Origin of the sequence: Nonomuraea sp. NPDC050643, from assembly GCF_040654715.1 — a bacterium.
In the GTDB taxonomy this organism is placed as follows: domain Bacteria; phylum Actinomycetota; class Actinomycetes; order Streptosporangiales; family Streptosporangiaceae; genus Nonomuraea.
The window spans coordinates 83176-104731 of record NZ_JBFAIM010000053.1 but is presented as its reverse complement, the minus strand read 5'-3'; the positions used below and the strand labels follow the sequence as shown (position 1 = coordinate 104731).

The 21556-nt window shown below is 71.8% G+C and carries 25 protein-coding genes and 1 pseudogene; 11 read left to right on the top strand and 15 right to left on the bottom strand.

Translation table 11 applies throughout. From position 1 onward, the window contains the following. A pseudogene (locus tag AB0I15_RS47035) lies at positions 1-476 on the top strand (hypothetical protein); the annotation flags it as partial. 115 nt (positions 477-591) lie between these two features. Here AB0I15_RS47035 and AB0I15_RS47030 read toward each other — a convergent pair. The 7 genes from AB0I15_RS47030 to AB0I15_RS47000 form a co-directional block, all read right to left on the bottom strand. Further along, on the bottom strand, positions 592-1908 hold the full coding sequence (locus AB0I15_RS47030) for an aminotransferase (RefSeq protein WP_358111978.1): 1317 nt from the start codon (positions 1906-1908) through the stop codon (positions 592-594). Continuing rightward, positions 1905-3302 carry a sodium/glutamate symporter gene (locus tag AB0I15_RS47025; protein ID WP_358111975.1) on the bottom strand — a complete coding sequence of 466 codons (1398 nt, stop codon included), beginning with the start codon at positions 3300-3302 and terminating at the stop codon, positions 1905-1907. Before AB0I15_RS47025 ends, AB0I15_RS47030 begins: the two co-directional genes overlap by 4 nt. Before the next feature lie 138 nt (positions 3303-3440). Next, positions 3441-4424: an aromatic/alkene monooxygenase hydroxylase subunit beta gene (locus AB0I15_RS47020; protein ID WP_358111972.1), complete on the bottom strand. Its 984-nt coding sequence runs from the start codon at positions 4422-4424 to the stop codon at positions 3441-3443. 2 nt (positions 4425-4426) lie between these two features. Then, entirely contained in the window at positions 4427-4747 is a 321-nt protein-coding gene (locus AB0I15_RS47015; protein ID WP_358111969.1) for an MmoB/DmpM family protein, read from the bottom strand. Continuing rightward, positions 4744-5109 (bottom strand): Rieske 2Fe-2S domain-containing protein, encoded by a 366-nt coding sequence (locus tag AB0I15_RS47010; RefSeq protein ID WP_358111966.1) that lies wholly within the window; start codon positions 5107-5109, stop codon positions 4744-4746. Before AB0I15_RS47010 ends, AB0I15_RS47015 begins: the two co-directional genes overlap by 4 nt. Next, complete coding sequence (locus AB0I15_RS47005) at positions 5099-5350, bottom strand: toluene-4-monooxygenase system B family protein (protein ID WP_358111963.1); 252 nt, start codon at positions 5348-5350, stop codon at positions 5099-5101. Before AB0I15_RS47005 ends, AB0I15_RS47010 begins: the two co-directional genes overlap by 11 nt. Before the next feature lie 16 nt (positions 5351-5366). After that, entirely contained in the window at positions 5367-6851 is a 1485-nt protein-coding gene (locus AB0I15_RS47000) for a YHS domain-containing protein (protein ID WP_358111960.1), read from the bottom strand. Positions 6852-6963: 112 nt separating this feature from the next. On the opposite strand from AB0I15_RS47000, the gene AB0I15_RS46995 reads away from it, so the two are divergent. The 5 genes from AB0I15_RS46995 to AB0I15_RS46975 all read left to right on the top strand — a co-directional run bounded on the left by AB0I15_RS46995 (position 6964) and on the right by AB0I15_RS46975 (position 11109). Beyond that, positions 6964-7656, top strand: a complete 693-nt coding sequence (locus AB0I15_RS46995) for a helix-turn-helix domain-containing protein (protein ID WP_358111957.1) — start codon at positions 6964-6966, stop codon at positions 7654-7656. Between the two features lie 122 nt (positions 7657-7778). Continuing rightward, the gene (locus tag AB0I15_RS46990) at positions 7779-8117 is read left to right on the top strand and encodes a metalloregulator ArsR/SmtB family transcription factor (protein WP_358111955.1); all 339 of its coding nucleotides are present in this window, start codon (positions 7779-7781) and stop codon (positions 8115-8117) included. Further along, complete coding sequence (locus tag AB0I15_RS46985) at positions 8114-8590, top strand: SRPBCC domain-containing protein (RefSeq protein ID WP_358111952.1); 477 nt, start codon at positions 8114-8116, stop codon at positions 8588-8590. Before AB0I15_RS46990 ends, AB0I15_RS46985 begins: the two co-directional genes overlap by 4 nt. Further along, positions 8587-9213 (top strand): dihydrofolate reductase family protein, encoded by a 627-nt coding sequence (locus tag AB0I15_RS46980; protein ID WP_358111949.1) that lies wholly within the window; start codon positions 8587-8589, stop codon positions 9211-9213. Before AB0I15_RS46985 ends, AB0I15_RS46980 begins: the two co-directional genes overlap by 4 nt. A gap of 234 nt (positions 9214-9447) precedes the next feature. Then, the gene (locus AB0I15_RS46975; protein ID WP_358111946.1) at positions 9448-11109 is read left to right on the top strand and encodes a thiamine pyrophosphate-binding protein; all 1662 of its coding nucleotides are present in this window, start codon (positions 9448-9450) and stop codon (positions 11107-11109) included. A 76-nt stretch (positions 11110-11185) separates the two neighbouring features. Here AB0I15_RS46975 and AB0I15_RS46970 read toward each other — a convergent pair whose 3' ends face one another. From AB0I15_RS46970 to AB0I15_RS46955, 4 genes are all read right to left on the bottom strand, one after another. Next, complete coding sequence (locus tag AB0I15_RS46970; RefSeq protein WP_358111943.1) at positions 11186-12202, bottom strand: hypothetical protein; 1017 nt, start codon at positions 12200-12202, stop codon at positions 11186-11188. 44 nt (positions 12203-12246) lie between these two features. Continuing rightward, positions 12247-12828 (bottom strand): hypothetical protein, encoded by a 582-nt coding sequence (locus tag AB0I15_RS46965; protein ID WP_358111940.1) that lies wholly within the window; start codon positions 12826-12828, stop codon positions 12247-12249. Next, complete coding sequence (locus tag AB0I15_RS46960; RefSeq protein ID WP_358111937.1) at positions 12825-13415, bottom strand: TetR/AcrR family transcriptional regulator; 591 nt, start codon at positions 13413-13415, stop codon at positions 12825-12827. The genes AB0I15_RS46965 and AB0I15_RS46960 overlap by 4 nt, the downstream gene beginning before the upstream one ends. A gap of 300 nt (positions 13416-13715) precedes the next feature. Beyond that, positions 13716-14168 carry an Rrf2 family transcriptional regulator gene (locus tag AB0I15_RS46955; protein WP_358111934.1) on the bottom strand — a complete coding sequence of 151 codons (453 nt, stop codon included), beginning with the start codon at positions 14166-14168 and terminating at the stop codon, positions 13716-13718. Positions 14169-14298: 130 nt separating this feature from the next. Between AB0I15_RS46955 and AB0I15_RS46950 the strand changes: the two genes are divergently transcribed. Then, a complete protein-coding gene (locus AB0I15_RS46950) occupies positions 14299-15054 on the top strand; it encodes an SDR family oxidoreductase (protein ID WP_358111931.1) in 756 nt (251 codons plus the stop codon). Positions 15055-15088: 34 nt separating this feature from the next. Continuing rightward, a complete protein-coding gene (locus AB0I15_RS46945; RefSeq protein WP_358111928.1) occupies positions 15089-15670 on the top strand; it encodes an NAD-dependent epimerase/dehydratase family protein in 582 nt (193 codons plus the stop codon). A gap of 208 nt (positions 15671-15878) precedes the next feature. Here AB0I15_RS46945 and AB0I15_RS46940 read toward each other — a convergent pair whose 3' ends face one another. Continuing rightward, a complete protein-coding gene (locus AB0I15_RS46940; RefSeq protein WP_358111989.1) occupies positions 15879-16214 on the bottom strand; it encodes a peptidase inhibitor family I36 protein in 336 nt (111 codons plus the stop codon). Positions 16215-16516: 302 nt separating this feature from the next. On the opposite strand from AB0I15_RS46940, the gene AB0I15_RS46935 reads away from it, so the two are divergent. After that, on the top strand, positions 16517-17203 hold the full coding sequence (locus AB0I15_RS46935; protein WP_358111925.1) for a HAMP domain-containing sensor histidine kinase: 687 nt from the start codon (positions 16517-16519) through the stop codon (positions 17201-17203). 66 nt (positions 17204-17269) lie between these two features. Here AB0I15_RS46935 and AB0I15_RS46930 read toward each other — a convergent pair whose 3' ends face one another. Beyond that, complete coding sequence (locus AB0I15_RS46930; RefSeq protein ID WP_358111923.1) at positions 17270-17995, bottom strand: alpha/beta hydrolase; 726 nt, start codon at positions 17993-17995, stop codon at positions 17270-17272. Positions 17996-18267: 272 nt separating this feature from the next. On the opposite strand from AB0I15_RS46930, the gene AB0I15_RS46925 reads away from it, so the two are divergent. Continuing rightward, entirely contained in the window at positions 18268-18798 is a 531-nt protein-coding gene (locus AB0I15_RS46925; RefSeq protein ID WP_358111920.1) for a hypothetical protein, read from the top strand. A 67-nt stretch (positions 18799-18865) separates the two neighbouring features. Here the strand turns inward: AB0I15_RS46925 and AB0I15_RS46920 are convergent, their stop codons facing one another. Next, a complete protein-coding gene (locus AB0I15_RS46920; protein ID WP_358111917.1) occupies positions 18866-19603 on the bottom strand; it encodes a TetR/AcrR family transcriptional regulator in 738 nt (245 codons plus the stop codon). A gap of 82 nt (positions 19604-19685) precedes the next feature. Here AB0I15_RS46920 and AB0I15_RS46915 point away from each other — a divergent pair, with 82 nt between their 5' ends. Beyond that, the gene (locus tag AB0I15_RS46915; protein ID WP_358111914.1) at positions 19686-20732 is read left to right on the top strand and encodes an amidohydrolase family protein; all 1047 of its coding nucleotides are present in this window, start codon (positions 19686-19688) and stop codon (positions 20730-20732) included. Positions 20733-20817: 85 nt separating this feature from the next. Here AB0I15_RS46915 and AB0I15_RS46910 read toward each other — a convergent pair whose 3' ends face one another. Continuing rightward, on the bottom strand, positions 20818-21501 hold the full coding sequence (locus tag AB0I15_RS46910; protein ID WP_358111911.1) for a helix-turn-helix domain-containing protein: 684 nt from the start codon (positions 21499-21501) through the stop codon (positions 20818-20820). Positions 21502-21556: the final 55 nt, after the last annotated feature.

Sequence of the window (21556 nt, the reverse complement as noted above, 5' to 3'; positions counted from 1 at the left end):
GCGTGCTGGGGACGGCGCCGTGGCGGGCCCGCGCGCGGCGACCGCCGGCGGAGGCGCGTCACCTGGTCGCCGACGGCCCGGTGCAGGTGTGGGCGCTGGACTCCGCCTCCCTCGCCGGGCCGCAGGACGCCGGCCGCGTGCTGGTGACGGGTTCCCACGGCGCGCTGCTGGGCGGCCGGGCGGAGACGGCGCTCCGCGCGGACGCCGTGGCCGTGGTGTTCAACGACGCGGGGGGCGCGGGCCGGACCCGGCTGCCGGTGCTGGACCTGCGCGGCGTCCCCGCGGCGACCGTCGCGGCCGGCAGCGCCCGCATCGGCGACGGCCGCTCCACGTACGAGGACGGCGTGATCTCCGCGGTGAACCGGGCCGCGGCGGAGAGCGGGGCGCGGGTCGGGATGACCGTCCGCGCGTGGGTGACGGACGTGGCCGGCCGGGCGGCCACGAGGGGGCGGCGGGGAGACCCGGACGGGCGGTGAAGACGGGCGGTGAGGGACGAGCGGTGAGAACGGGCGGTCAGGGCGGGCGGTCAGGGCAGGCGGTGAGGGCGGGCGGTCGCTCGCGGCGTGGGAGCGGGCGGGCCGGCGGGCCGGTTCAGCCGGGCGGCGGCACGGCCTGGAGGGCCTCCTCCAGGGTGGTCGCGATCAGGTCCAGCTCGTCCTCGCGGGCGATGAGCGGCGGGCCGATCATGATCACGTTGGCGAGGCCTGCGGCGGTGCCGGCGTTCATGCCGACGATGACGCCGCGATCCCGGCAGGCCGCGACGACCCGCCGGGTGACGTCGGCGCCGACCGGGCGCCTGGACGCGCGGTCCGCGACCAGCTCGATGCCCGCCAGCAGGCCGAGGCCGCGTACGTCGCCCACGTGCGGCAGGGCCGACAGCGCCTTCAGCCGCCCGGCCAGCGCCGCCCCCGACTCCGCCGCCCGGCGCGGGAGCTCCTCGCGGTCCATGATCTCCATGGTCCGCAGCGCGACGGCGCAGCCCGCGGGGTGGCCGCCGAAGGTGTTGATGTGCCGCAGCCTGCCGTACCCGGTGGCGGCGAACCGCTCGTGGATCTCGCGGCGGACGGCCGTGACGGCCAGCGGGAAGTACCCGTTGGCGACGGCCTTGGCCATGGTGACGATGTCCGGCGTGATCCCGGAGTGCTCGTACCCGAAACGCCGTCCGGTGCGGCCGAAGCCGCAGATCGCCTCGTCCACGATGAGCAGCGCGCCGGAGCGCGCGCAGGACCCGGCCACGGCGGCGAGGTAGCCGTCCGGCGGCACGATCACCCCGCCACCGCTGATGACCGGCTCGGCGATGACCGCGGCCACGGTCTCCGGCAGCTCCCACCCGATGACCCGCTCGACCTCGGCCGCGCACCGCAGCGAGCAGGCGCCCTCGCACAGGTGGCAGCGGTACGGGTCGGGCGGCGCGACGTGCACGAATCCGCCGGGCAGCGGCTCGTAGCCGTACCGGCGCTCGTTCTGCCCGGTCGCGGCCAGCGCGCCGGGCGTCTGGCCGTGGTAGGCGCGGTAGCGCGAGATGATCTTCCACCGGTACGGCTCCCCGGCCTGCTGGTGGTACTGGCGGGCGATCTTGAAAGCCACCTCGTTGGCCTCGGAGCCGGAGTTGGAGAAGAAGAAGACGTAGCCGCCGCCGAGCCACTCGCCGAGCTTCTCGCCGAGCCGCAGCGCGGGCAGGTGGGCGTCGGTCAGCGGATAGTACGGCAGCGTCCTGAGCTGTTCGCGGGCCACCTCGGCCAGCTCGTCGCGGCCGTACCCCGCGTTGACGCACCACAGGCCCGACTTGGCGTCGAGGTAGCGCCGGCCGGCGTCGTCGGTGACCCAGACGCCGTCCCCGGACACCATGACGGTCCTGCGGTCCTGCGGGTCGTACCCCGACATGGGGTGCCACACCGAGCCGCTCACTGCTGCACCTCTTGGGAGGGGGCGGGCGCGCTCTCCCCGGGCACGCTCTCCCCGGGCACGTCGTCGGCGGGCACGCCCCACCAGCCGAGGACCCGCGCGACGACGAGCGTGACGACGCCGAAGGCCAGGCACGCGCCCGCCAGGCCCCAGGCGTAGCCGGCGGTGACCACGATCGGCGCCGAGGTGATCAGCAGGATCTCGACCGGGGCGACGCCCAGGTAGGCCAGCCCGAAGTCCTCCAGCGTGCGGCTGCGGTTGCGCGGGTCCACGATGCGCAGCAGCGCGAGGCCGGTCGCGACGGAGCCCGTCATCCAGCCCCAGGTGAAGATGCCGCGCTCGTACCAGCGCCGCCGGAAGAACACCGGGGTGACGAACAGCAGCAGCACCACGCAGTAGGCCAGCCCGAACAGCAGCAGCACGGCCAGCGGGACGGCGTTGTCCGCCACGACCCGCGGCACGATGGAGGTGATGGCGAAGGCGACGAGCAGGTCGGAGAACGTGCCGCTGAGCGTGGTGATCGTCTCCCGGTCCACGTGCCGGCCGGTGCGGGTGACGGTGATGAGCCCCTGGAGCGCCAGACCGGCCACGAACCCCAGCGCGAACACCGGGATGGAGATCTCCGGCCACAGGCCGCTCAGATACCGGCCCAGCCAGTAGCCGGCGACCGCGGGGATGAGGATCAGGCCGAGGTGCAGGGTCAGCGACTCCAGCGAGCTCGGGGACAGCGTGCCCGTGCCGATCGAGCGCCGCTCCGCCTCCGGCACCACCCCGGTCCTGAGCTCCGTGGGCAGCTCGTCGAAGCGGGTGAGTACCCCGGCCGTGCCCCTGCGCGCGGCCCACTTCGTCAGGATCAGGCCGCCCACGATGCACACGAGCACGCCCATGGTGGCGGCGGTGTAGCCGAGCGAGGTGGCCTCCGCCCAGCCGCGCTCCTCGAACGCCGACCCGGCCGCCGCCGCGGTGCCGAAGCCGCCCGCCCAGCCCAGCGCCAGCAGCAGCCCGAAGCCGTCGGGCACGCCGAAGAGGGGGCCGAGCAGGGCCAGCCCGAGCGCCAGCCCGAGGCCCCACATGAAGACCTCGCCCGCCTGGGAGTAGGAGTAGAGCGCGCCCACGCGGGCCGCCACGCGGCGCCCGCCGCGCAGCGCGTGCCCGAGCGGGACCGCGCTCATGATCAGCACGATCAGGACGCCCGGGTACTGGCCGACCACCTCCGAGAACGGGAGCACGTCCAGCACGTTGGGGCCGAGCAGCAGCCCGAGTAATCCTGCGGTGATGCTGGCCGGGAGGAACGACATCTGCAGCAGGCGCACCTTGGCGCGCAGGATCTGCGCGATCACCAGCAGGGCGCAGATGATTCCGAGATCGGACACCAGTGACCAGACGGTCAACTCCATGCCTCCCCCTAACTTGGAGACCGAGTACCGCGATGCGGGATTTTGTCTCGATGATGCGCCTGACTCCCCACCGTGTCCAGGGCATGGGCGGACCACGTGTCCGCTCCCCCGTGTCGCCGACTCGCTCCTGGGCGGCCTTCAGGCGGCGTACATGCTCGCCGGCACGGCGGCCAGCACCGTGGCCGGCTCCATGGGCCGCGGCGCGGTGGCGAAAGGCGCCGCCAGGGCCGTCACCGCGCGCTCGGCACGGGGCTGCCAGTCCTGCGTCCAGTCGGTCATGGCCTTCAGGTTCTCCGGCCGCGCCGCCACCGCGTGGCGGGCCAGCGCCGTGCTCCACTCCCGGCCGCGCGCCGTGTCGCGGACGGACTCCCGCAGCAGTTGCGCGGTCAGGCCGTCGCCGTTGGCCACCGCGAGGTCGGCGAGGGAGCCCTTGAGCACGGCGTCGAGGGCGGGTTTGACGACGAGGTTGAGCGCGGTGAACGACTCGCCCCAGTCGTAGGCGATCAGGAGTTGCTCCAGCACCTCGCGGGCGGGCTGCCAGGCCGGGTCGTCCTCCCAGACGGCGCGGGCGACGCGTCCGTCGGCGAGATCGGCGCCGTGGGTCAGCGACAGCGACTTGGCCCGGTAGGCGATCCACTGCAGGGCGCGCAGTTCGTCGGCGGCCTGGAAAACGGCCGCGTTGGTGATGGCGGTGCCGGGGCCGAGCTGGGCGACGTACATGCTGGTGAGCTGCAGGACGTGCAGGGCGAAGCGGGCCGGTAGATACAGTCGGCCGAGCACGGCCACCCACCCCGGGTCGAGGCGCGCGTCGTGGTCGTCGGCCTCGAAGGCGTCCACGACGCCCTCGATGTAGATCTCCCGGTCGTGCTGCAGCGCCACGTAACGCCGGTAGTTGAGCTGCGCGGGGTCCTTGAAGTCCTCCCAGTCGCCGGCGCGCAGCGGGGAGCCTTCCCGGTGCCGCAGGTACCACTGGTTGATGGGGCTGCCCGGGTCGAGGTCGAAGGGCGCCGGCCGCTTGCCGACGTGGTAGTGGAAGCCGCGGGTGACGATGTCGTACTCGCTGGGCCTGCGGCGCTCGCCCTCGAACATGCTCCAGGTACGCCGCCCGCGCGGTGTGGCCATGGTCAGTCCTCCCTGGACAGGTACCAGACGAGTTCGTCGTCGCCGACGTAACGCATGCGGCCGGCGAAGCTGGCGATCGCCGGTTCGAGGCCGGCCAGCGGGAAGGGGCGGCCGGCGGCCTCCTCCAGGCTGGCGCGGGTCAGGCGCAGCCGGCGGGGCGCGTGGATGCGCACGTAGCCGCCGTGGTCCTCCACGAGGATCGTCGTGCCGGGGTTGTCGTTCTCGATGGCCGTCACCAGGGCCTCCACGACGTCGGCGTCGAATCCCCGGGCCACCGGCCCCACGAGCTGTCTGCGGTCGTCGGCCACGAGCGTGCTCCTCATCCGCGGCATCGGTTGTGGTGGGGCCGTCCGTCCGCGGGGACGGCCACGTAGATCCGCTCGCCCTCGAGCCGGACGGGGAAGGCGTACAGGTGGCAGGTGTCAGGGTTGCGGCCCTGACCGGTGGCCAGGTCGAACTCCCAGCCGTGGGCCGCGCACGTGAGCACCTGCCCGTCCAGATCGCCCTCGGCCAGCGGGTACTCCGAGTGCGGGCACCGCCCCTGGTAGGCCCGCAGCCCGCCGCCCGGCAGGTGCGCCAGCAGCACGGGGTCGCCGCCCACGCTCACCTCGGCGATGTCGCCCTCCCACAGCTCGTCGAGGGTGGCGACGCCGGTCCAGGCCGGTTCGGGGGTGTCAGGGCTCATCGAAGAACGCTTCCACGTGGTCCAGCGGGCGCACCCCGGCCTCGCCGACGCGCTGGCCGGGCGGCAGCACCCGGCCGTCGTGCCGGACCCGGATCGGGGTGCCCCTGTCGCGCACCCGGCGGCCGACGACATGGGCGGCGATCTGCCGGCCGACGGCCTCGGCGGTGTCCTGGTCGTCGACGGCGAGCAGCAGCGCGGTGATGTCGCCGTCGAAGCTCACGCTGAGAGGCAGCGGTGCCATGAGTACGCTCCCCTCCTCACCGGGTCGCCCAGGCGTAACCGGTCGCGTCGCCGCCCTGCTCGGCCTCGGACAGTCCCATGTAGGCGAGCACCCCTCCGAGGTCGGGCGGGTCGATGTCGCCGCCCAGGAACCGGTCGATGAGCGACCGGTGCCCGGCGAACCGTTCCGGCCGCCGCGTGAAGATCCACTTGCACGGCTCCGAGCAGAACAGGTAGGTCTTGCCCTTGTAGGTGTGCCGCAGCGGGGCGGGGCTGTCGAGAGCGCCCGCCAGCACCCCGGCCGCGCGGATGATCGGGATCTGGCACAGGTTGCACATCATCGGCAGCGTCTGGGGAAGCGTCGCGGCCACGTCACCGTTCCGGAGATTGTCCTGAATGACATCCCAGTTACGGCCGAAAGTGTCGTTCCAGCCCGGATATTTCTCCTCCAGCCAGTCCCGTTCGGCGGCGGAGACGCCGGCGTCCGGATTCCACCACACGGTGGGCCGATAAGTCCACACGCCGAGATGAATGCCGTGGTGGAACCACGACAGCTCACGGCGGAAGTCGTCCCAATACCACGGATAGTCGAGGCCGAAATCACGGAACTGCTGGGCGAACTGTTCGACCACCCACTCCTCGATGAACTCCTTGAACGACATCCGCCGGCTTTCCAGCGGCGTGTAGTAATCCATCGACAGTCCGGTGAGCACCGCGAAGACCCGCCAGGCGCGCCAGAACATGTGGTCGATGAGGAATTGCCCCCATTCTTTGTGCCCGTTGTCGATGAGGACCCTGATGGTCGGCTCGCCCTGCTGGGAGTGCCGCGCCTCGTCGGTCTGGATGCTGGAGATCAGCGCGCCGAACTCCAGGTCGCCGACGTCCATCGCGTCGGCCGCCATGGCGAGGAACTGCAGGTTCGTGAAGCCGGTCTCCAGCGTGAAGGTGAGCTGCAGCGCCATGGACACCGCGTCGTTGGCCACGAACATGTCGTCGAACAGGGACCGGGCGGCGAGCACCACCCAGTTGTCGGTGTGGTACGCCTTGTGCGCCCAGTCGGCGCGCGGCTCCTTGCCCAGCAGCCCGTAGGTGAAGAACGCCTGGATCTGACCGTGCCGCATCTCGTCCAGCGCGCCGAAGGTGGCCGTGTTGCGCCAGGCGGCGGAGCGGCCGAACCGCGCCATGCGGGCCTCCCCGATGGCGGCCAGGTATTCGGGCATCGTGATCGCGCCATAGTGCGCGAGGATCACCGATTTCCACCCCGGATCGAGCCGGTCGAACAACTTGGACCGGCTGACCGCGTTCTTCAGCGAGTAGGTGGTGGTGTCCTTGGTGACCTGGTTGTGGACATATTCGCGGTAACCGATCTTATAGGGCTCGTCCCATCGTTCCCACGCCTCGGCGGTCACCCCGTGCGAGCCGGAAAGCTCCTCGGGAAAAACCTCTTCCGCGCGCGCATAACGGAGTGTCCAATTCATGTCGCGGGACAGGTCGTACCAATCACTGCGGGAAAGCCTGGGCATGGTCATTCCTCCTCTGCCTATCTGTTCATAAAGCACCGCCCGCGAGATGTAAACAGTGGAGTACTCGGCCGTGGCGACGGACGCCGCCGTCCGTTTGGCTAAAGTGAGGGCGATGACCGGCCGTCCGCCCCGCGCCCTGCGCTCCGACGCCCGCGACAACCGCGAGCTCATCCTCGCCGCGGCCCGCGCGGTGTTCTCCGCCGAGGGCCTGAACGCGCCGATGCGGGAGATCGCCCGCCGCGCCGGGGTCGGCCCCGCCACCCTGTATCGCCACTTCCCCACCAAGGAGGCGCTGGTCACCGAGGCGTTCACGGACCAGATGCACGCCTGCCAGACCATCGTCGACGAGGGCCTCGCCGACCCCGACCCGTGGCACGGCTTCCGCCTGGTGATCGAGAGGATCTGTGAGCTGCACGCGCGCAACGGGGGCTTCACCGCGGCCTTCATGTCGGCCTTCCCCGACGCGGTGGACTTCGCCGCGGGCCGCGCCTACGCCTTGCGCTCGATCGCCGAGCTGGCCCGCCGCGCCAAGGACGCCGGCGGCCTGCGGCCCGACTTCGTGGTGGACGACCTGATCCTCATCCTCATGGCCAACGGCGGCATCCGCGCCACCTCGCCGGCCACCGCCGTCGCCGCCTCCCGGCGCTTCGCCGCGCTCGCGATCCGGTCGTTCGAGGCCTCCCCGGACGCCTCACCCCTGCCACCGGCGGCATCGTTGGCCCCCGCGATACCGCGCCGCGTACCCGGCCCGCCACCCCGGGCAGCCGTCCCGGCCGGACCGGGGCCCGCCGGTACCAGAGTGTGAGCCAGCCGGCCAGGGCGGCCAGGCCGGCGACCGAGCTGACGTACATGAGCACGTTGAACACCCGGTGCGGGCCGATACTTTGCCCTTGCGCTAACTGTTTCGCAGGGTACACACTTAGCCGCATGGCACAGTATTCGGCCGAGATCGACGGCGTGTTCGTCGCCCTCGCCGACCCGACTCGGCGCGGCGTCATCCGGCGCCTGGGCCGCGGCCCGACGAGCGTGGGCGACCTCGCCCGCGACTTCCCGATGACCCTTCCCTCCTTCATGAAGCATGTCCGGACGCTGGAGGCGAACGGCCTGATCCGCACGGTCAAACTCGGCCGGGTGCGCACCTGCGTGCTCAACCGCGACCGTCTCGCCCTCGTCGACGACTGGCTCGCCGAGCAGCGCCGGATCTGGGAAGAGCGAACCGACCGCCTCGAGAACCTCGCGATCGAACTGAAAGACGAGCGACCATGAACCCCGATCTCGACCTGACCCTGAACCGGGTCATCCGCGCCCCCCGCGCCGTCGTGTGGAGCGCCTGGACCACACCGTCCCACCTGGAGAAGTGGTGGACCCCGGCCCCCGCCGTGTGCCGCGTCGACCGCCTGGACGTCCGGCCCGGCGGCGCGTTCGTGACGCGGCTGAGCGACGACGGGGTGAAGTTCGTCCCGCACGTCAACGCGAGCTTCCTCGTCGTCGACGAACTCGAGCGGATCGTGTTCACCAACGCGATCGACAGCGACTGGCGCCCCGCGAACCCCGAGCCGGTCGTCATGACGGCCGAGATCACGCTGAGCGACCACCCCGACGGCACGGACTACCGGATCATCGTCCGGCACGGCGATCCGGCCGCCCGCACCCTCCACGAGAAACTCGGCTTCGCCGACGGCTGGGGCTCGGTGACCGGGCAACTCGCCGCCGTCGCGGAGAGCCAGGCCACACGATGAAGATCGTCCTGACGGAGTTCGTCACCCTCGACGGGGTGAGCCAGGGCCCCGGCTCACCGGCCGAGGACACCAGCGACGGCTTCACCCGGGGCGGCTGGCTGGTGCCCCACCTGGACGAGCTCTTCGTCCGGCGTACCTCCGAATGGCTGGACCTCGCCGACGGACTGCTGTTCGGGCGGCGGACCTACGAGGCGTTCGCCCGCGACTGGCCGCAGATCACCGACCCGGACGACCCGTACACCGGGCGGATGAACTCCCTGCCCAAATACGTCGTGACCAGCACCCTCACCGAGGGAAGCTGGCACCCGACGACCGTGCTGCGCGGCGACCCGATCCAGACCGTAGGAGAGCTCAAGGCGCGGCCAGGACGGGAGCTCCAGATCCACGGGAGCGCCCGCCTCGGCAACGCCCTGCTGGCGGCGGGCCTCGTGGACACCCTCCGGCTCGTCGTCGCCCCCACCGTGACCGGCTCCGGGCGGCGGCTGCTCGACCACCCGAGCAGCCCCGTCGGCCTCCGGCTCGCCGGCCACGAAGTGACGGCGAACGGCCTGCTGCTGCTCCAGTACGAGGCCACCGGCGCCGCCCCGGTCGCCGAATACGAGGGCGTCACGGCCCTGGTGTAGGGAGGGGGCGACCTGAACGCCTGACGGCGGGCCGGGCCGCGAACTCGATTGCGGGCGCTTTTCGATGACGGCGATGGGGGCCGCCGTTCCGGCCACCGGAGCCGGTGCTATGCCGTTACTGTGAGGCGCTATGGATGCGATCGAGGTCGCCGGCCTCACCCCCCGATTACCGTCGCCCGTATCGCCGCCCGCCACGAGCCCGACCCGAGCCGCCACCGGCCGCCTGGCGGGGCGATGATCGTCGCCGAGGTGGTGGGCCGCACGCTGACCGCGCTCGGCGTGGACACGGTGTTCGGCGTCGTGGGCAGCGGCAACTTCCACGTGACGAACGCGCTGGTGGCCGGCGGCGCCCGATTCGTCGCCGCCCGACACGAGGGCGGGGCCACCACGATGGCCGACGCGTACGCCCGCATGAGCGGCAAGGTCGGCGTGGTGAGCGTGCACCAGGGACCGGGGCTGACCAACGCGCTCACCGGGCTCGCCGAGGCCGCCAAGAGCGGCACCCCGCTGATGGTGCTCGCCGGCGAGGCCACCGACACCCGCGCCAACGCCCACATCGACCAGGCCGCCCTGGCCACCGCGGTCGGCGCCGTGCCGATGCGGGTCGACGACGCCGGCGCCGCCGCCGACACCACCGCCGCCGCGTACGCGACGGCGACCCGCGACCACCGGGCCGTGCTCCTCAACCTCCCGCTGGACGTCCAGCACGCCGACGGCGCACCCGCCGCGGACGAACCGCCCCCGCTCCCGGCACGCAAGGACGGCACCCTGGCCCGCGTGTGGCCCGACGGCGCGGCCGAGGCGCTGGCCTGGATGCTGATGCGGTCGGACAAACCGCTGTTCATCGCCGGACGCGGCGCCCGGCGCGCCCGGCACGAGCTCGAAGAGCTGGCCGACCTCGTCGGGGCGTTGCTCGCCACCTCCACGGCGGCCAAGGGACTCTTCCGCGGCAGCCCATGGGACCTCGACGTCAGCGGAGGCTTCTCCTCCCCGCTGACCGCCCGGCTCATCCGCGGCGCCGACATCGTGGTGGCCTGGGGCTGCTCGCTCAACCCGTGGACCACCCGGCACGGCGCGCTCATCGGGCCCGGCACCGAGATCGTCCAGGCCGACCTGGACGGGGAGTCCATCGGCACCCACCGCAGGGTCTCCCTGGGCCTGGTCGGCGACATTCCCGACGTGGCCGCCGCCGTCGCCGGCGCACTGCGTCCCCGAGGGTCCCGGCCGTCGAACCCGGTGCTGCGCGGCTACCGTACGCGGGTGCCGGCCGACCGGATCGCGGCCGAACGCGCCTGGCGGAGCGTGCCGTACGAGGACGAGAGCGGCAACGACCGCATCGACCCCAGAACGCTCACCATCGCCCTCGACGACCTGCTTCCGGACGAGCGCATCGTCGCCACCGACTCCGGAAATTTCATGGGATATCCAGCCATGTTCATGGACGTCCCCGACGAGAACGGCTTCTGCCTCACCCAGGGCTTCCAGTCCGTCGGCCTCGGCCTGGCCACCGCCGTGGGCGCCGCGCTGGCCCGTCCCGACCGCCTGCCGATCGCCGCCCTCGGCGACGGTGGCGCGCTGATGGGCATCGCGGAGCTGGAGACGGTGGTCCGGCTCGGGCTGCCCATGGTGATCGTGGTCTACGACGACGAGGCGTACGGAGCCGAAGCGCACCATTTCGCCGACCACCCCCTGGACGCCGTCACCTTCCCGCCCTCCGATCTGGCCTCCATCGCGCGCGGGTACGGCTGCGCCGCCGTCACCGTCACCGCCGTACCGGACCTCGACGACGTGACCACCTGGCTGAACGGCCCGCGCGACCGGCCGCTGCTCGTCCACGCCAAGATCACCCGCGAGCGGGGCTCATGGTGGCTGGAGGAGGCTTTCCAGGGTCACTGACCTGTGCCGCCCGAGGGCCCCGCCTTTACAATGTAGATTTCTTGCGTCGAGGCCAGGGAGTTCCGGCCGCGCCGCTTCAGAGGGCGAGATCCCACACGCGCACCACGCCGTCCTGGCCGGCGGTCAGCACGACCGGGCGTTGCCGGATCTCCGTCATGGTCACCGCGTCGATCCTGCCCGTGTGACCGGTCAGGGGCGCGCCGATCTGGACGCCGCGGGTCAGGTCCCAGACGCGCGCGGTCCCGTGCCCGTCGCCCGTCACCGCCAGCGTCCGGTCTCCGATCGTGGCGGCGTCCATGGCCAGGATGCCGCTCTCGTGCGCGTCGATCGGCTCTCCGACCGGCCTGGCGTCGGCCAGGCTCCAGCGCCACAGGTCGCCGTCGTCGTTCGCCGCCGTCACCATGGCCTCCGTCAGCGCGACGGCGCGGAACAGCCCCGCGCCGACCGGCGCGTGTCGCCGCTCGCCACGTTCGAGGTCCGTCACCAGCACCTCCTTGCCGGACACCGACGCCACGAGCACCCGCCCACCGGCCCGCCCGACCGCGACGTCCCCCATGTCGTCCGCGTGCCCGGGCAGCTCCCGGCACCGCTCGTCGATCCACTCGGGGGACGACGGATCCCACTCGAAGTGATCGGGACCGGAGGCGCCCGCGACGAGGGCCAGCCGCCCGTCCAGCACGGTCGTGTCCAGGGCGTGGACGCCGCCGTGGCTCAGGATGACACCGCTGAGCAGCTCACCGCTCATCAGGTCCCACAGTGCCGGGCCCTGGTGGTGGCCGCCCGTGGCCAGCACCACCCGGCCGCCGACGACCTCCGCGCCCACGAACATGAAGTCGGGGTAGAGGTGCGGGGCGATCTCGCCGTCGTCCTCCTCGTCCTCTTCCTCTTCCTCGTCTTCTTCGTCGTCGTACTCCCTGAGAGCCTCCAGAGGGCGTACGGTCCACGCGTCCTCGGCCACGTCCCAGGTCCACACGTCGTTGTTTCGGTCCGCGCAGACCACCGACGCGCGCCCGTCCACCTCGACCACCGCAAGGTCGTTGATGGACGTTCCGGAGGGCAGCGTGCCGCTTTGGAGCAGCCGTTCGGCAGACATGCGGAGAAGCGTATTGCCCTGTCGGCCCCAAGGCGCCCGAAAGATCAATATTCAGGGCGGCTGCGGCCGGTGTCCGCCTGTTCGCCTGAGGCCGGCGGGGACGATGCCGACGGAGGGACCAGGTGGGCGAGCAGCAACTTGATGAGCAAGAGCGGGGCGAACCAGGCGAGCTCGGGCGGGACGCTGATCAGGCTGGTGACGGGGACGAGCGCGAACGCCGTGGCGGCGAAGGCGGCGGGTCGCCTCAAGGGGGCCGGGACGAGTGTCACGCACACCGCGCCGGCCAGGACCGAGCCGTAGACGACGACGGCCGCGGTCCACGAGAAGCCGGGGACCGCCCAGGCGAGGAGGAAGGGCTGAACGTGGACCGCCACGAAGGCCAGGTGGTGCCGGACGGTGCGGTCCGGCCGGTGGTAGTGGCGCTTCGCGGAGGAGGTCGCGTTGACGACGGCGCCACCGTACAGGTCGAAGGCGATCACCGTGACAAGGGCCGCGGGCAGGGCGGGCATGCCGCCTTGCAGGGCCGTCGCCAGGGCGAGTGCCGCGCCGGCGAAGGCGGCGCCGAATGAGAGGCCGGCTTCCGCTCGAGTGGCTCCGGGGGCGACCATACGGTCGACAAGGTTCACGCGCGGACCCCTTCCACGCACATTTCGGCGATGGTGTCCGCCAGTCCGGCAAGCGGAAGCGCCGGGTCGACCAGCCACTGCAGCAGGCAGCCCTCGATCGCGCCCACGATCACCGCCGCGTGCCGGTCGTCCACGCCGGGCCGCAGGTCACCCTCCGCCCCGGCCTGGCGCAGCAACCCCGCGACCGTCTCTCGGTAGTGGCGGTAGACCTGCGCCATGTCCAGCGGCGACGCCGCATCCGTCCGGCTCCGGGCCGAGGACCACACATCCAGCAGGACGCGGGCGTGGTCGGGATGAGCGGCGAGCGTCTCGACCACGCTGCGCACCAGCCAGGTCAGCCGCTCCAGCGGCGGCCCCGCGCCGAGATCGCTCAGCACGGCGGCCGAACGAGCGGCATATCCCTCGAACGCGGCCGACAGCAACTCCTCCCGGCTGTCGAAATACAGGTAGACGGTGCCTTTGGCGATGTTCGCCTCTGTGGCGACGTCCTCGATGCGCGAGCCGGCGAAGCCTTTGCGGGCGAACACGCGGACGGCCGCCTCGAGGATCGCCTCCCGGCGCACCAGCCGATCGATTCTCTTGGGCATGCCCTCATTATGACTGACCGGTCAGTCATAATGAACCATTGGCTTCGCTCGCTCTTGGGCGCGCGCCGGGCAGCGGGGTGGGATTCGCCGGGGGGCGGCATGCCAGCCGCGAAGACGTTCGACGATCAAGGCGGCCTCGGCGGCCGAACGTGCGCGGGTGAGCGTCACCAGAGCGCGGCCATCGAGCGAGTGGCGCGCTATCAACCGGCCCTCGGGTCCCACCTGCGACGCAACGTCCGCACGGGCGCGTTCTGCTCCTGTGCCCCCGATCCCACCACGAGGATCACGTGGCCGCGGTGATCATTCCTGGTCGGCGCCCTGGCGGGGTGCCGCGAGGACGTCGCGGAGGACGTCCTCGAGCGTGACGCGGGCCAGCTCGCGCCGCAGGGTCTCCTCGATGCCCTCGTAGATGGTCCGCATCGCCGGCTGGATGCCGTGGCCCACCACGCAGTTCTGGTCCGGGGTGGCGCGGTGCAGCGCGAACAGGGGGCCGGGTTCGACCGCCTCGTACACGTCGAGCAGGGTCATCGACTCCAGGTCGCGCGCCAACGACCAGCCCGCCCCCGCGCCTCGCCGGGACTCCACGAGGCCCGCCCTGCGCAGCTCGCCGAGCAGCCGCCTGATCACCACGGGATTGGTGTTCGCGCTGGCCGCGATCTGCTCGGAGGTGGCGACCCCATGGCCCCGGCGCTGGTAGAGGCTGATCCAGGCCAGCGCGTGGGCGGCGATGGTCAGTCTGCTGTTGGCGCTCATGAACTCCTCCTCTCGATCGTGCCGCTCTACGTTACGACGGCGCAGTCGTAACAACAAATGTTGCGATCAGGATGTCGTAACAATTAGTGTTACAACGTCAAGAGGCAGACCGATCAGCGAGGTGGGAACCATGGACAAGCCGCTCACGGGCAAGGTGGCCCTGGTCACGGGAGGATCCCGGGGTTTGGGGGCCGCGACCGTACGGCTGCTGGCCGCGCAGGGCGCCGACGTGGCGTTCACGTACGTCAGCTCCGACGAGAAGGCGCGGGCCGTCGTCGAGGAGGTGCGCGGCACGGGGGCGAAGGTCGTCGCCGTCAGGTCCGACCAGGCGGACATGAGCCGGGCGCCGGCGTTGATCGACGACGTGGTCGCGCGCTTCGGCGGCCTGGACATCCTCGTCAACAACGCGGCGATCTCGCCCGAGCAGGGCCGTACGGTGGACGACCCGGACGCCGACACCGCCGCGCTGGATCGGATGCACGCCACCAACTACCTCGGCGTGATCGCCGTCATCCGGGCCGCCTCCCGGGTCATGCGCGCGGGCGGCCGCATCATCACGGTGAGTTCCGGGCTCGGCACCCGTGTCGGCATCCCGGGCCTCGCCGACTACTCGGCGACCAAGGCGGGCGTCGAGAGGTACACCATGGGCGTCGCGCGCGACCTCGGATCCCGGGGCATCACGGCCAACGTCGTGGAGGCCGGGCTGATGGAGGGCGGGATGGAGCCGCCCGACCCCGAAACCCTCAAGGCCATACTCGGCTCGCTGTCCCTGCAGCGCGTGGGCCGCCCTGAGGAGATCGCCGCGGCGATCGCGTTCCTGGCGAGCCCCGCCGCGTCGTACGTCACGGGCGCGGTGCTGGACGCCCACGGCGGCTACAACGCCTAAGCTGGCCCCAGAAACGGATGATCAAGGGGAGATCATGAGGATATTCCTGGCCGGCGCGTCCGGCGTGCTCGGGCGGCGGCTGATTCCCCGGCTGGTTCAGGCGGGGCACGTGGTCGGCGGCATGACCCGCTCGCCCGGCAAGACGGAGGAGCTGGCCCGGCTCGGCGCCGAGCCGATCCTGTGTGACGTCTTCGACCGGGACGCGCTGATCCAGGCGGTTGCCGGCTTCGGCCCGGACGTCATTCTGAACGAGCTGACCGACCTGCCCGACGAGGCGGCGAAGATCGGCGAGTACGCGGAGCTGAACGCCCGCATCCGGACCGAGGGCAACCAGAACGTGATCGAGGCGGCCCGGCGCAGCGGCTCGCCGAAGGTCCTGGTCCAGAGCATCGCCTGGCAACTGCCCGACGGGCCGGGCGCCCTGGCCGTGGCCGAGCTGGAACGTGCCGTGCTCGCCGAGGGCGGCGTGGTGCTCAGCTATGGGCAGTTCTACGGGCCGGGCACCTACCACGAGGATCGGATCCCGGCGGAGCCTCGCGTCCAGATCGACCGCGCCGCCGACCGTACGGTGGAGCTGCTGGACGAGCCGTCGGGCGTCGTCGTCATCACCGACTGACGGCCGCCCGGCCGACGCGCGCGTGCTGCGAGGGGCCCCTCGCCCCCAGATCGCCGACCTTCCGAACCGCCTGGCGCGCTTGCGGCCCGGCCCCGGACGGGTGGGCGCTCTGCGCGCGTCCGGGGCCGGACGAATGATGCCGAACGGCGTCGGGCACACACGGTGTCGACGGCCGGGGCAGGGGCGTTACGCGTCGAACCCGTACGGTCTATGGCCAGGCGCCGATGGAATATCTCGTGGGATTACCGAGGGCGAAACTCTGACCGGGTCCGAGTTCGATTCCACCGGTGCAGTTGCTGCTCGCCGCGAGCTTCTGGGGCCAACTCGTCCGGTTGTACGCCGAGCGATATCCGGGGATGATGACTTTGCAGTCACCCGGCTGGACGCGGAGCACTCGATACATGAGCCCGTCGAAATTCGACCCCGTCCAGACGCACATGTAACCGCCCGGGCAGTCGGACAGATCTCTCGCGGTCGCCGTGTCCGCGCCGGCGGCGGAAGCCGAGGAGACCGCCCCCGGCAGGCCCAGCGCGACGACGAACATGAGTGCCGCCCCGATTGTTCTTGTCCGCAACGCGCCCTCCTAGGTCGGGCGTCAGGAGGGAAAGTCCCTCCTCCGCACTTTCATCGCCACCCCGAGTCTCGATCGTCGACGGACGTTCAACCAGGACAATCACCGGACATCGACCGGCCATATCAAGCATGATCGCCGCGGAGTCATCAGGCCACGCGGGAGCAAAGAAAGCACCGGGCGCCACCGGCGGCGCACAGGCGCGCCGTTAAAGGCTTGCCAATATCACGGCTTTCTCCACTCCCCGGGTCTCCGCGCCTCGGTACGCTCCGACAATGAGCAGGTTCGGCACGCGCGGACGCGAAATCCGTGCCCGGCTGCAATGCCTCACCTTGTTGGCCCACGACCTGCGCAGCCCGATCACGGCCATGCGCCTGCGGATGGAGGAGGCGCGGCTCCACCCCGGGGAGACCGACTGGGCCGAGACCCTCACCGCGCTGCAGGCCAGCCTCGACCGGCTCGAGGCGACCGTCACCGACCACCTCACGCTCGTCCGGCTCGAATCCGATGCCGAGATCGTCAAAGAGTGCGTGAATTTCAGCGACCTCATCGCCTCCGAGCTCCGGCGCCGTACCTTCCGGATCCGGGTCAGCTGCGATGTCCAGCCGGGGATAGTGACCACCGGCGACGGGCCCTTGCTGACCCGGCTGCTCACCAGCCTCGTGCACAACGCCGAAGACCGCACCGCGTCGGCGGTGACGATCGCCCTCCGCAGAGCCGGCGACGAGGCCGTGCTGCAGGTCACCGATGACGGCGCCGGGATCCCGGCCGACCGGTGGGAGACGGCGTTCGACAGCCTGGTCCAGCCCGACACCGCCGGGACCAGCGACACCGCCGTCGCCGGCCTCGGCCTGCCCATCGCCAGGGAGATCGCCGAGCAGCACGGCGGGACGCTGACCATCGAGGAATCGGCGCAGGGCGTCCGGTTCGTTCTCAGGGTCCCGGACAGCGACCCGGCCTAGGGACGCCGGACGCGCCGGCGGGGGACAAGCCCCGGCCGGCACGTCGCGGGCCGCAAGGCGGCGGCCTCATCCCAGGTGCTGGGCGAAGAACCGCAGCGCGTCGTCGGTCTCGTACGCGGGGATCCCCCCGTGGTCGCCGGGGTTCGCGTGCAGCGACTTCTCCTTCGACCCCAGGGCGTCGAACAGCGCCAGGGCCTCCTCCCGGGAGACCCGCGTGTCATCCCACTGGAGCAGGAACCGCACCGGCACGCTCACCTGGGCGGCGGTCCCGGCCAGCCCGCGCACGCCGAGCAGGCCCAGCACCCCGGCGCGGATCCGGGGTTCGGCGGCGAGGAGCGGCACGCCGAACCCGCAGCCCATCGACACCCCCCAATAGCCGGCCGGGCCGGCGCCCACGTGGCCGAGCTCCTGGACCGCGGTGACCACGGCCCGCCAGTCGTCGACTGCCTGCCCGGCCAGCAGGTCGTGCATGGTCGCGACCAGTTCGGCCGGCTTCTCCCCCGCGGCCATGCGGGCCCGCATGTCGCCCGCGAACTCGATGAACCGTTCGCTTTTCGGCCTGTCGCCGTGGTTCGGGGCATCGATCGCGGCGACGGCGAACCCGCCCTCGGCGGCGAACCGGTACGCGCCGGCCACCACTCCGGGGGCTCTCTTGTGCTGGCCGCCGCCGTGTCCCATCAGGATCAGCGGGCGTGGGCCGGTGGCGTCTCGCGGCGTGAACAGCACGCCGGGGATCTCGCCCAGGGTGAAGGACTGTTCGGTGACGCCGTCGGCCGACGTCTGAGAGGTCAAGCTGAAGCGCATGGCGTTTCGAAGCCTTTCGGGGTGCCTGGTGCGGGCGCTCCCTAGACCGTGCGTGGGAGGGAGGCCCGACCTGTCGTCACAGCGTTGATCGGTCTCACCTCCTTCAGTCGTCGTGCCGCACAGCGGGGCGAACGTATCACAGAGCCCTGTCCCGCCCTTGTCCCGGCCTGTCACCTCGTGTCCCGGCCCTTTCTGTCCCCTCCTGTCCCGCCCTCATGACAGCGGCGCCGGCCAGCGGCGCCCGGGACAAAGGAACTCCCATGAGCACCACCACCTCGCGATCGCACGGACGGGGGAGGCGCCGGCTGCTGCGCCTGGCGGCATTCGTCGTGGCGCCCCTCGCCGCGATCACCGCCCTGGCGGCCCCCGCGCACGCCGACGGCCCGCTCTGCGGCAATGCGCGCGACCCCGGCGGCCACAACGTCTGCATGTGGATCGACGCGCTGGGAGACGACATCTACCGGGTCCACGTCGGCATCGACGTGCACATGAGCGTGCAGGACGCGCAGGCCATCATCGACGGCTCGGGCGGCAACCCGTTCGTCACCAAGATCTTCGGCGCGGATCCGTTCTTCGACAACGCCGAGTTCAACCTCGGCCTCGTCGTGATCGGAGCCTCGCAGGAAGCCGGTCTGAGCGCCGATTTCGAGAGGATCGTCCCCAAGTCCTGGCTCAACGAGGACCCCGGGCCGGGAGACCGCGACGAACTGTTCGCCCGGGTGGTGCTGAACGACCCGCGCGGCGGCTCACGCTCCTTCAGAACCCCTGAATGGCGCCAGCAGTTCGGCTGATCGCCTCCAGGCTGAGGCGGTGCGCCGCCGGTGTCGCGTCCGACACCGGCGGCGGCATCGTGTGAACTCAGCCGCCCGAGGCCAGGCGGTCGAGCCATTCGCCGAGCAGGTGCTGCTCCGCGCCGCTCAGCGCCGTCTGTTCGGGCAGCAGGGCCCGCAGGGTACGGGCGGCGCCGGCGACACCGGGGTCCTCGACGACGGGTTTCTCGTTGGTGACGGCGGCGACCATCGATTCGCGCATGGTGGTGAGCAGGGCCGGGTCGCGTTCGCCGGCGGGCAGCGACAACCAGGTGAGCACGGCCCCGCGCGCGGTCGCATGGATGAGGGCGACGGCCAGCCTCTCCTCCACGCGGAGCCGGCCGGCGGCGGCCAGGCGGCGGATGCGCTCCACCAGGATCCGCATGCCGGCGTGGAAGGCCGCCGACGCCGTGCCGCGTTTGGGCTCCCCGTACATGAGCGCGTACAGCTCGGGGTTGGCCAGCCCGAACCCGACGGCGAGGTCCCAGCCCGCGCGCAGGTCGTCGACCGGGTCCCGGGGGCGGGCGTCCACGTGCTTGGCGGCCAGGAAGGTGGCGTAGCCGTGCTCGGCCACCGCCTCCAGCAGCCCGTCCTTGTCGCCGAACAGGCGATAGATCGCCGGCGCCTGCACCCCGGCGGCCGACGCAACCGCGCGCGTGGTCACCGCCTCGCGCCCGTCGCGGGCGAGCAGGCCCGCCGCGGCCTCGATGACCCGCTGCCGGGTGAGGTCGCGGCCGACCTCCGGCTCCGCGGCGGCGATGACGTCGGCATTCGGCCCATCAAGCATGTATCAACGTTACCAGCGACTTGATTCCATTGATGTTATCCGTGTTATCTTCAACTGGATATCAACGGAAACAGGAGTGGACATGTCGGAGAAGTTGCGGATCGTCGGTCTCGAGGAACACGTGGTCCTGCCGGTCCTCCTCGACGCGTGGGCGAGAGCGGGGGTGCCCCAGATCCCCCAGCTCGGCTACGGCGACGAGCCGGTCGCGCGGCGGCTGCGCGAAACCGGCGAGCGGCGCCTGGCCGACATGGACGACCAGGGCATCGACGTCGCGGTGCTGTCCCTGGCCACACCGGGCGTGCAGAACCTCGCCCCGGCCGACGCCGTGAGCGTCGCGCGGGCGGCCAACGACGCGCTCGCCGAGGTCGTCGGCGCCCATCCGGAGCGGCTCCAGGCGCTGGCGGCCATCCCGACGCCCTCGCCCGATTCCGCCGCGGCGGAGCTGGAGCGCGCGGTCGGCCGGCTCGGCTTTCGCGGCGCGATGCTGTACGGGCGCACCGGGGCCAAGCCGGCCGACGCGCCGGAGTTCGACGACCTCTACGGCACCGCCGAGCGGCTCGGGGTGCCGCTGCACTTCCACCCGCAGACCCCGGTGCAGGCGGTCCAGGAGGCGTACTACTCGGGGCTCCCCCACGGAGTCGGCCCTGCGCTCGCGACGGCCGGGCTGGGCTGGTACTACGACCTCGGCGTACAGTATCTGCGGATGATCTTCTCCGGGGTGTTCGACCGGCACCCCGGCCTGCAGGTGATCGCGGGGCACTGGGGCGAGGTCGTCCTGTTCTACCTGGACCACATCGGGATCCTGCGCGACATGGCGAAGCTGGAGCGGCCCCTGGCCGACTATTTCCGGCAGAACTTCTGGGTGGCCGGCAGCGGCACGGTGAGCGAGCGCTACCTGCGATGGACGGCCGAGGTCGTCGGGACGGACCGCATGCTGTACTCCACCGACTACCCCTACACCTTCGGGACGCGGCCCGGCGGTTTCCCCTTCCTGGACACCAGCGGCGGCGTCGCCCGGTCGTTCCTTCAGCGGGCGCCGTTCACCGAGGCGGAGAAGGCCGCCATCGGCTCCGGCAACTGGGAACGGCTGACCGGCCACGTCACCCGCCGGGACACCACGCCCGGGTAGTCGCGGAACGTCGGCGAGCCGTCCGGCCGCCGGCGATGATGTCCTGCACCCGCGACCCGTCCGGCCCAGCCAGGGGGTGGCACCGTCAGGGGGCGGCGCGTCGCTCGGGGCGGGTGCTCCAGCGTGCTTCCACGAGGCCGAGCGTGGGAGGTTCGCCCGGCAGGGCCGTGGGGGGCGCATGGTGGAGGCCGTCGAGGGCGACGGCGACGATGCGGCGGCGCGCGCTCCGCGCGTCGTCCAGCAGGTCAGTCCGGCCTTGCAGGCGGAGCTGTTCGAGGAGCGGCGATCTGCCGAGCTGCTCGATGAGCAGGATGATGTCGACGGCGGTGACGTCCGGGCGGAGCGCACCGGCGTGATGCGCACGCTGGATCATGTCCTGGAAGGCCGTGTCGGCCCGCTGGGACGTCTCGTCCGGCTCAGGAGCGGCCTCGACCTCGTCGGCCAGCGGAGCCAGGGTGCCCTGGCCGAACTCGACGCATTCGACGACGAAGCCCGCCAGGCCCTGCCACGGATCCGGGTCGGCGAGGGCGCGCTCGGCCGCCTCGGCCCACTGCCGGTTGGAGTGGTCGAGCAGCGCGCGGAAGAGGTGGTCCTTGCCGCTGTATCGGCGGTAGAGGCTGCCGATGCCGACGCCGGCCTCCTCGGCGATGGCCGCGACCGTCGCATGGCGGCCGTCGCGCGCGAAGACGCGCCGCGCCGCTTCGAAGATCGCCTGATCGTTCTGCGTCACTTCGGCCTGTCGCGCCGCGCGATGTCTGGACGAGCCCATGGTGGCCATCTTACGCAGTTGCGGATCGTTTCGCTCCGCGCTAGCTTGCATTGTG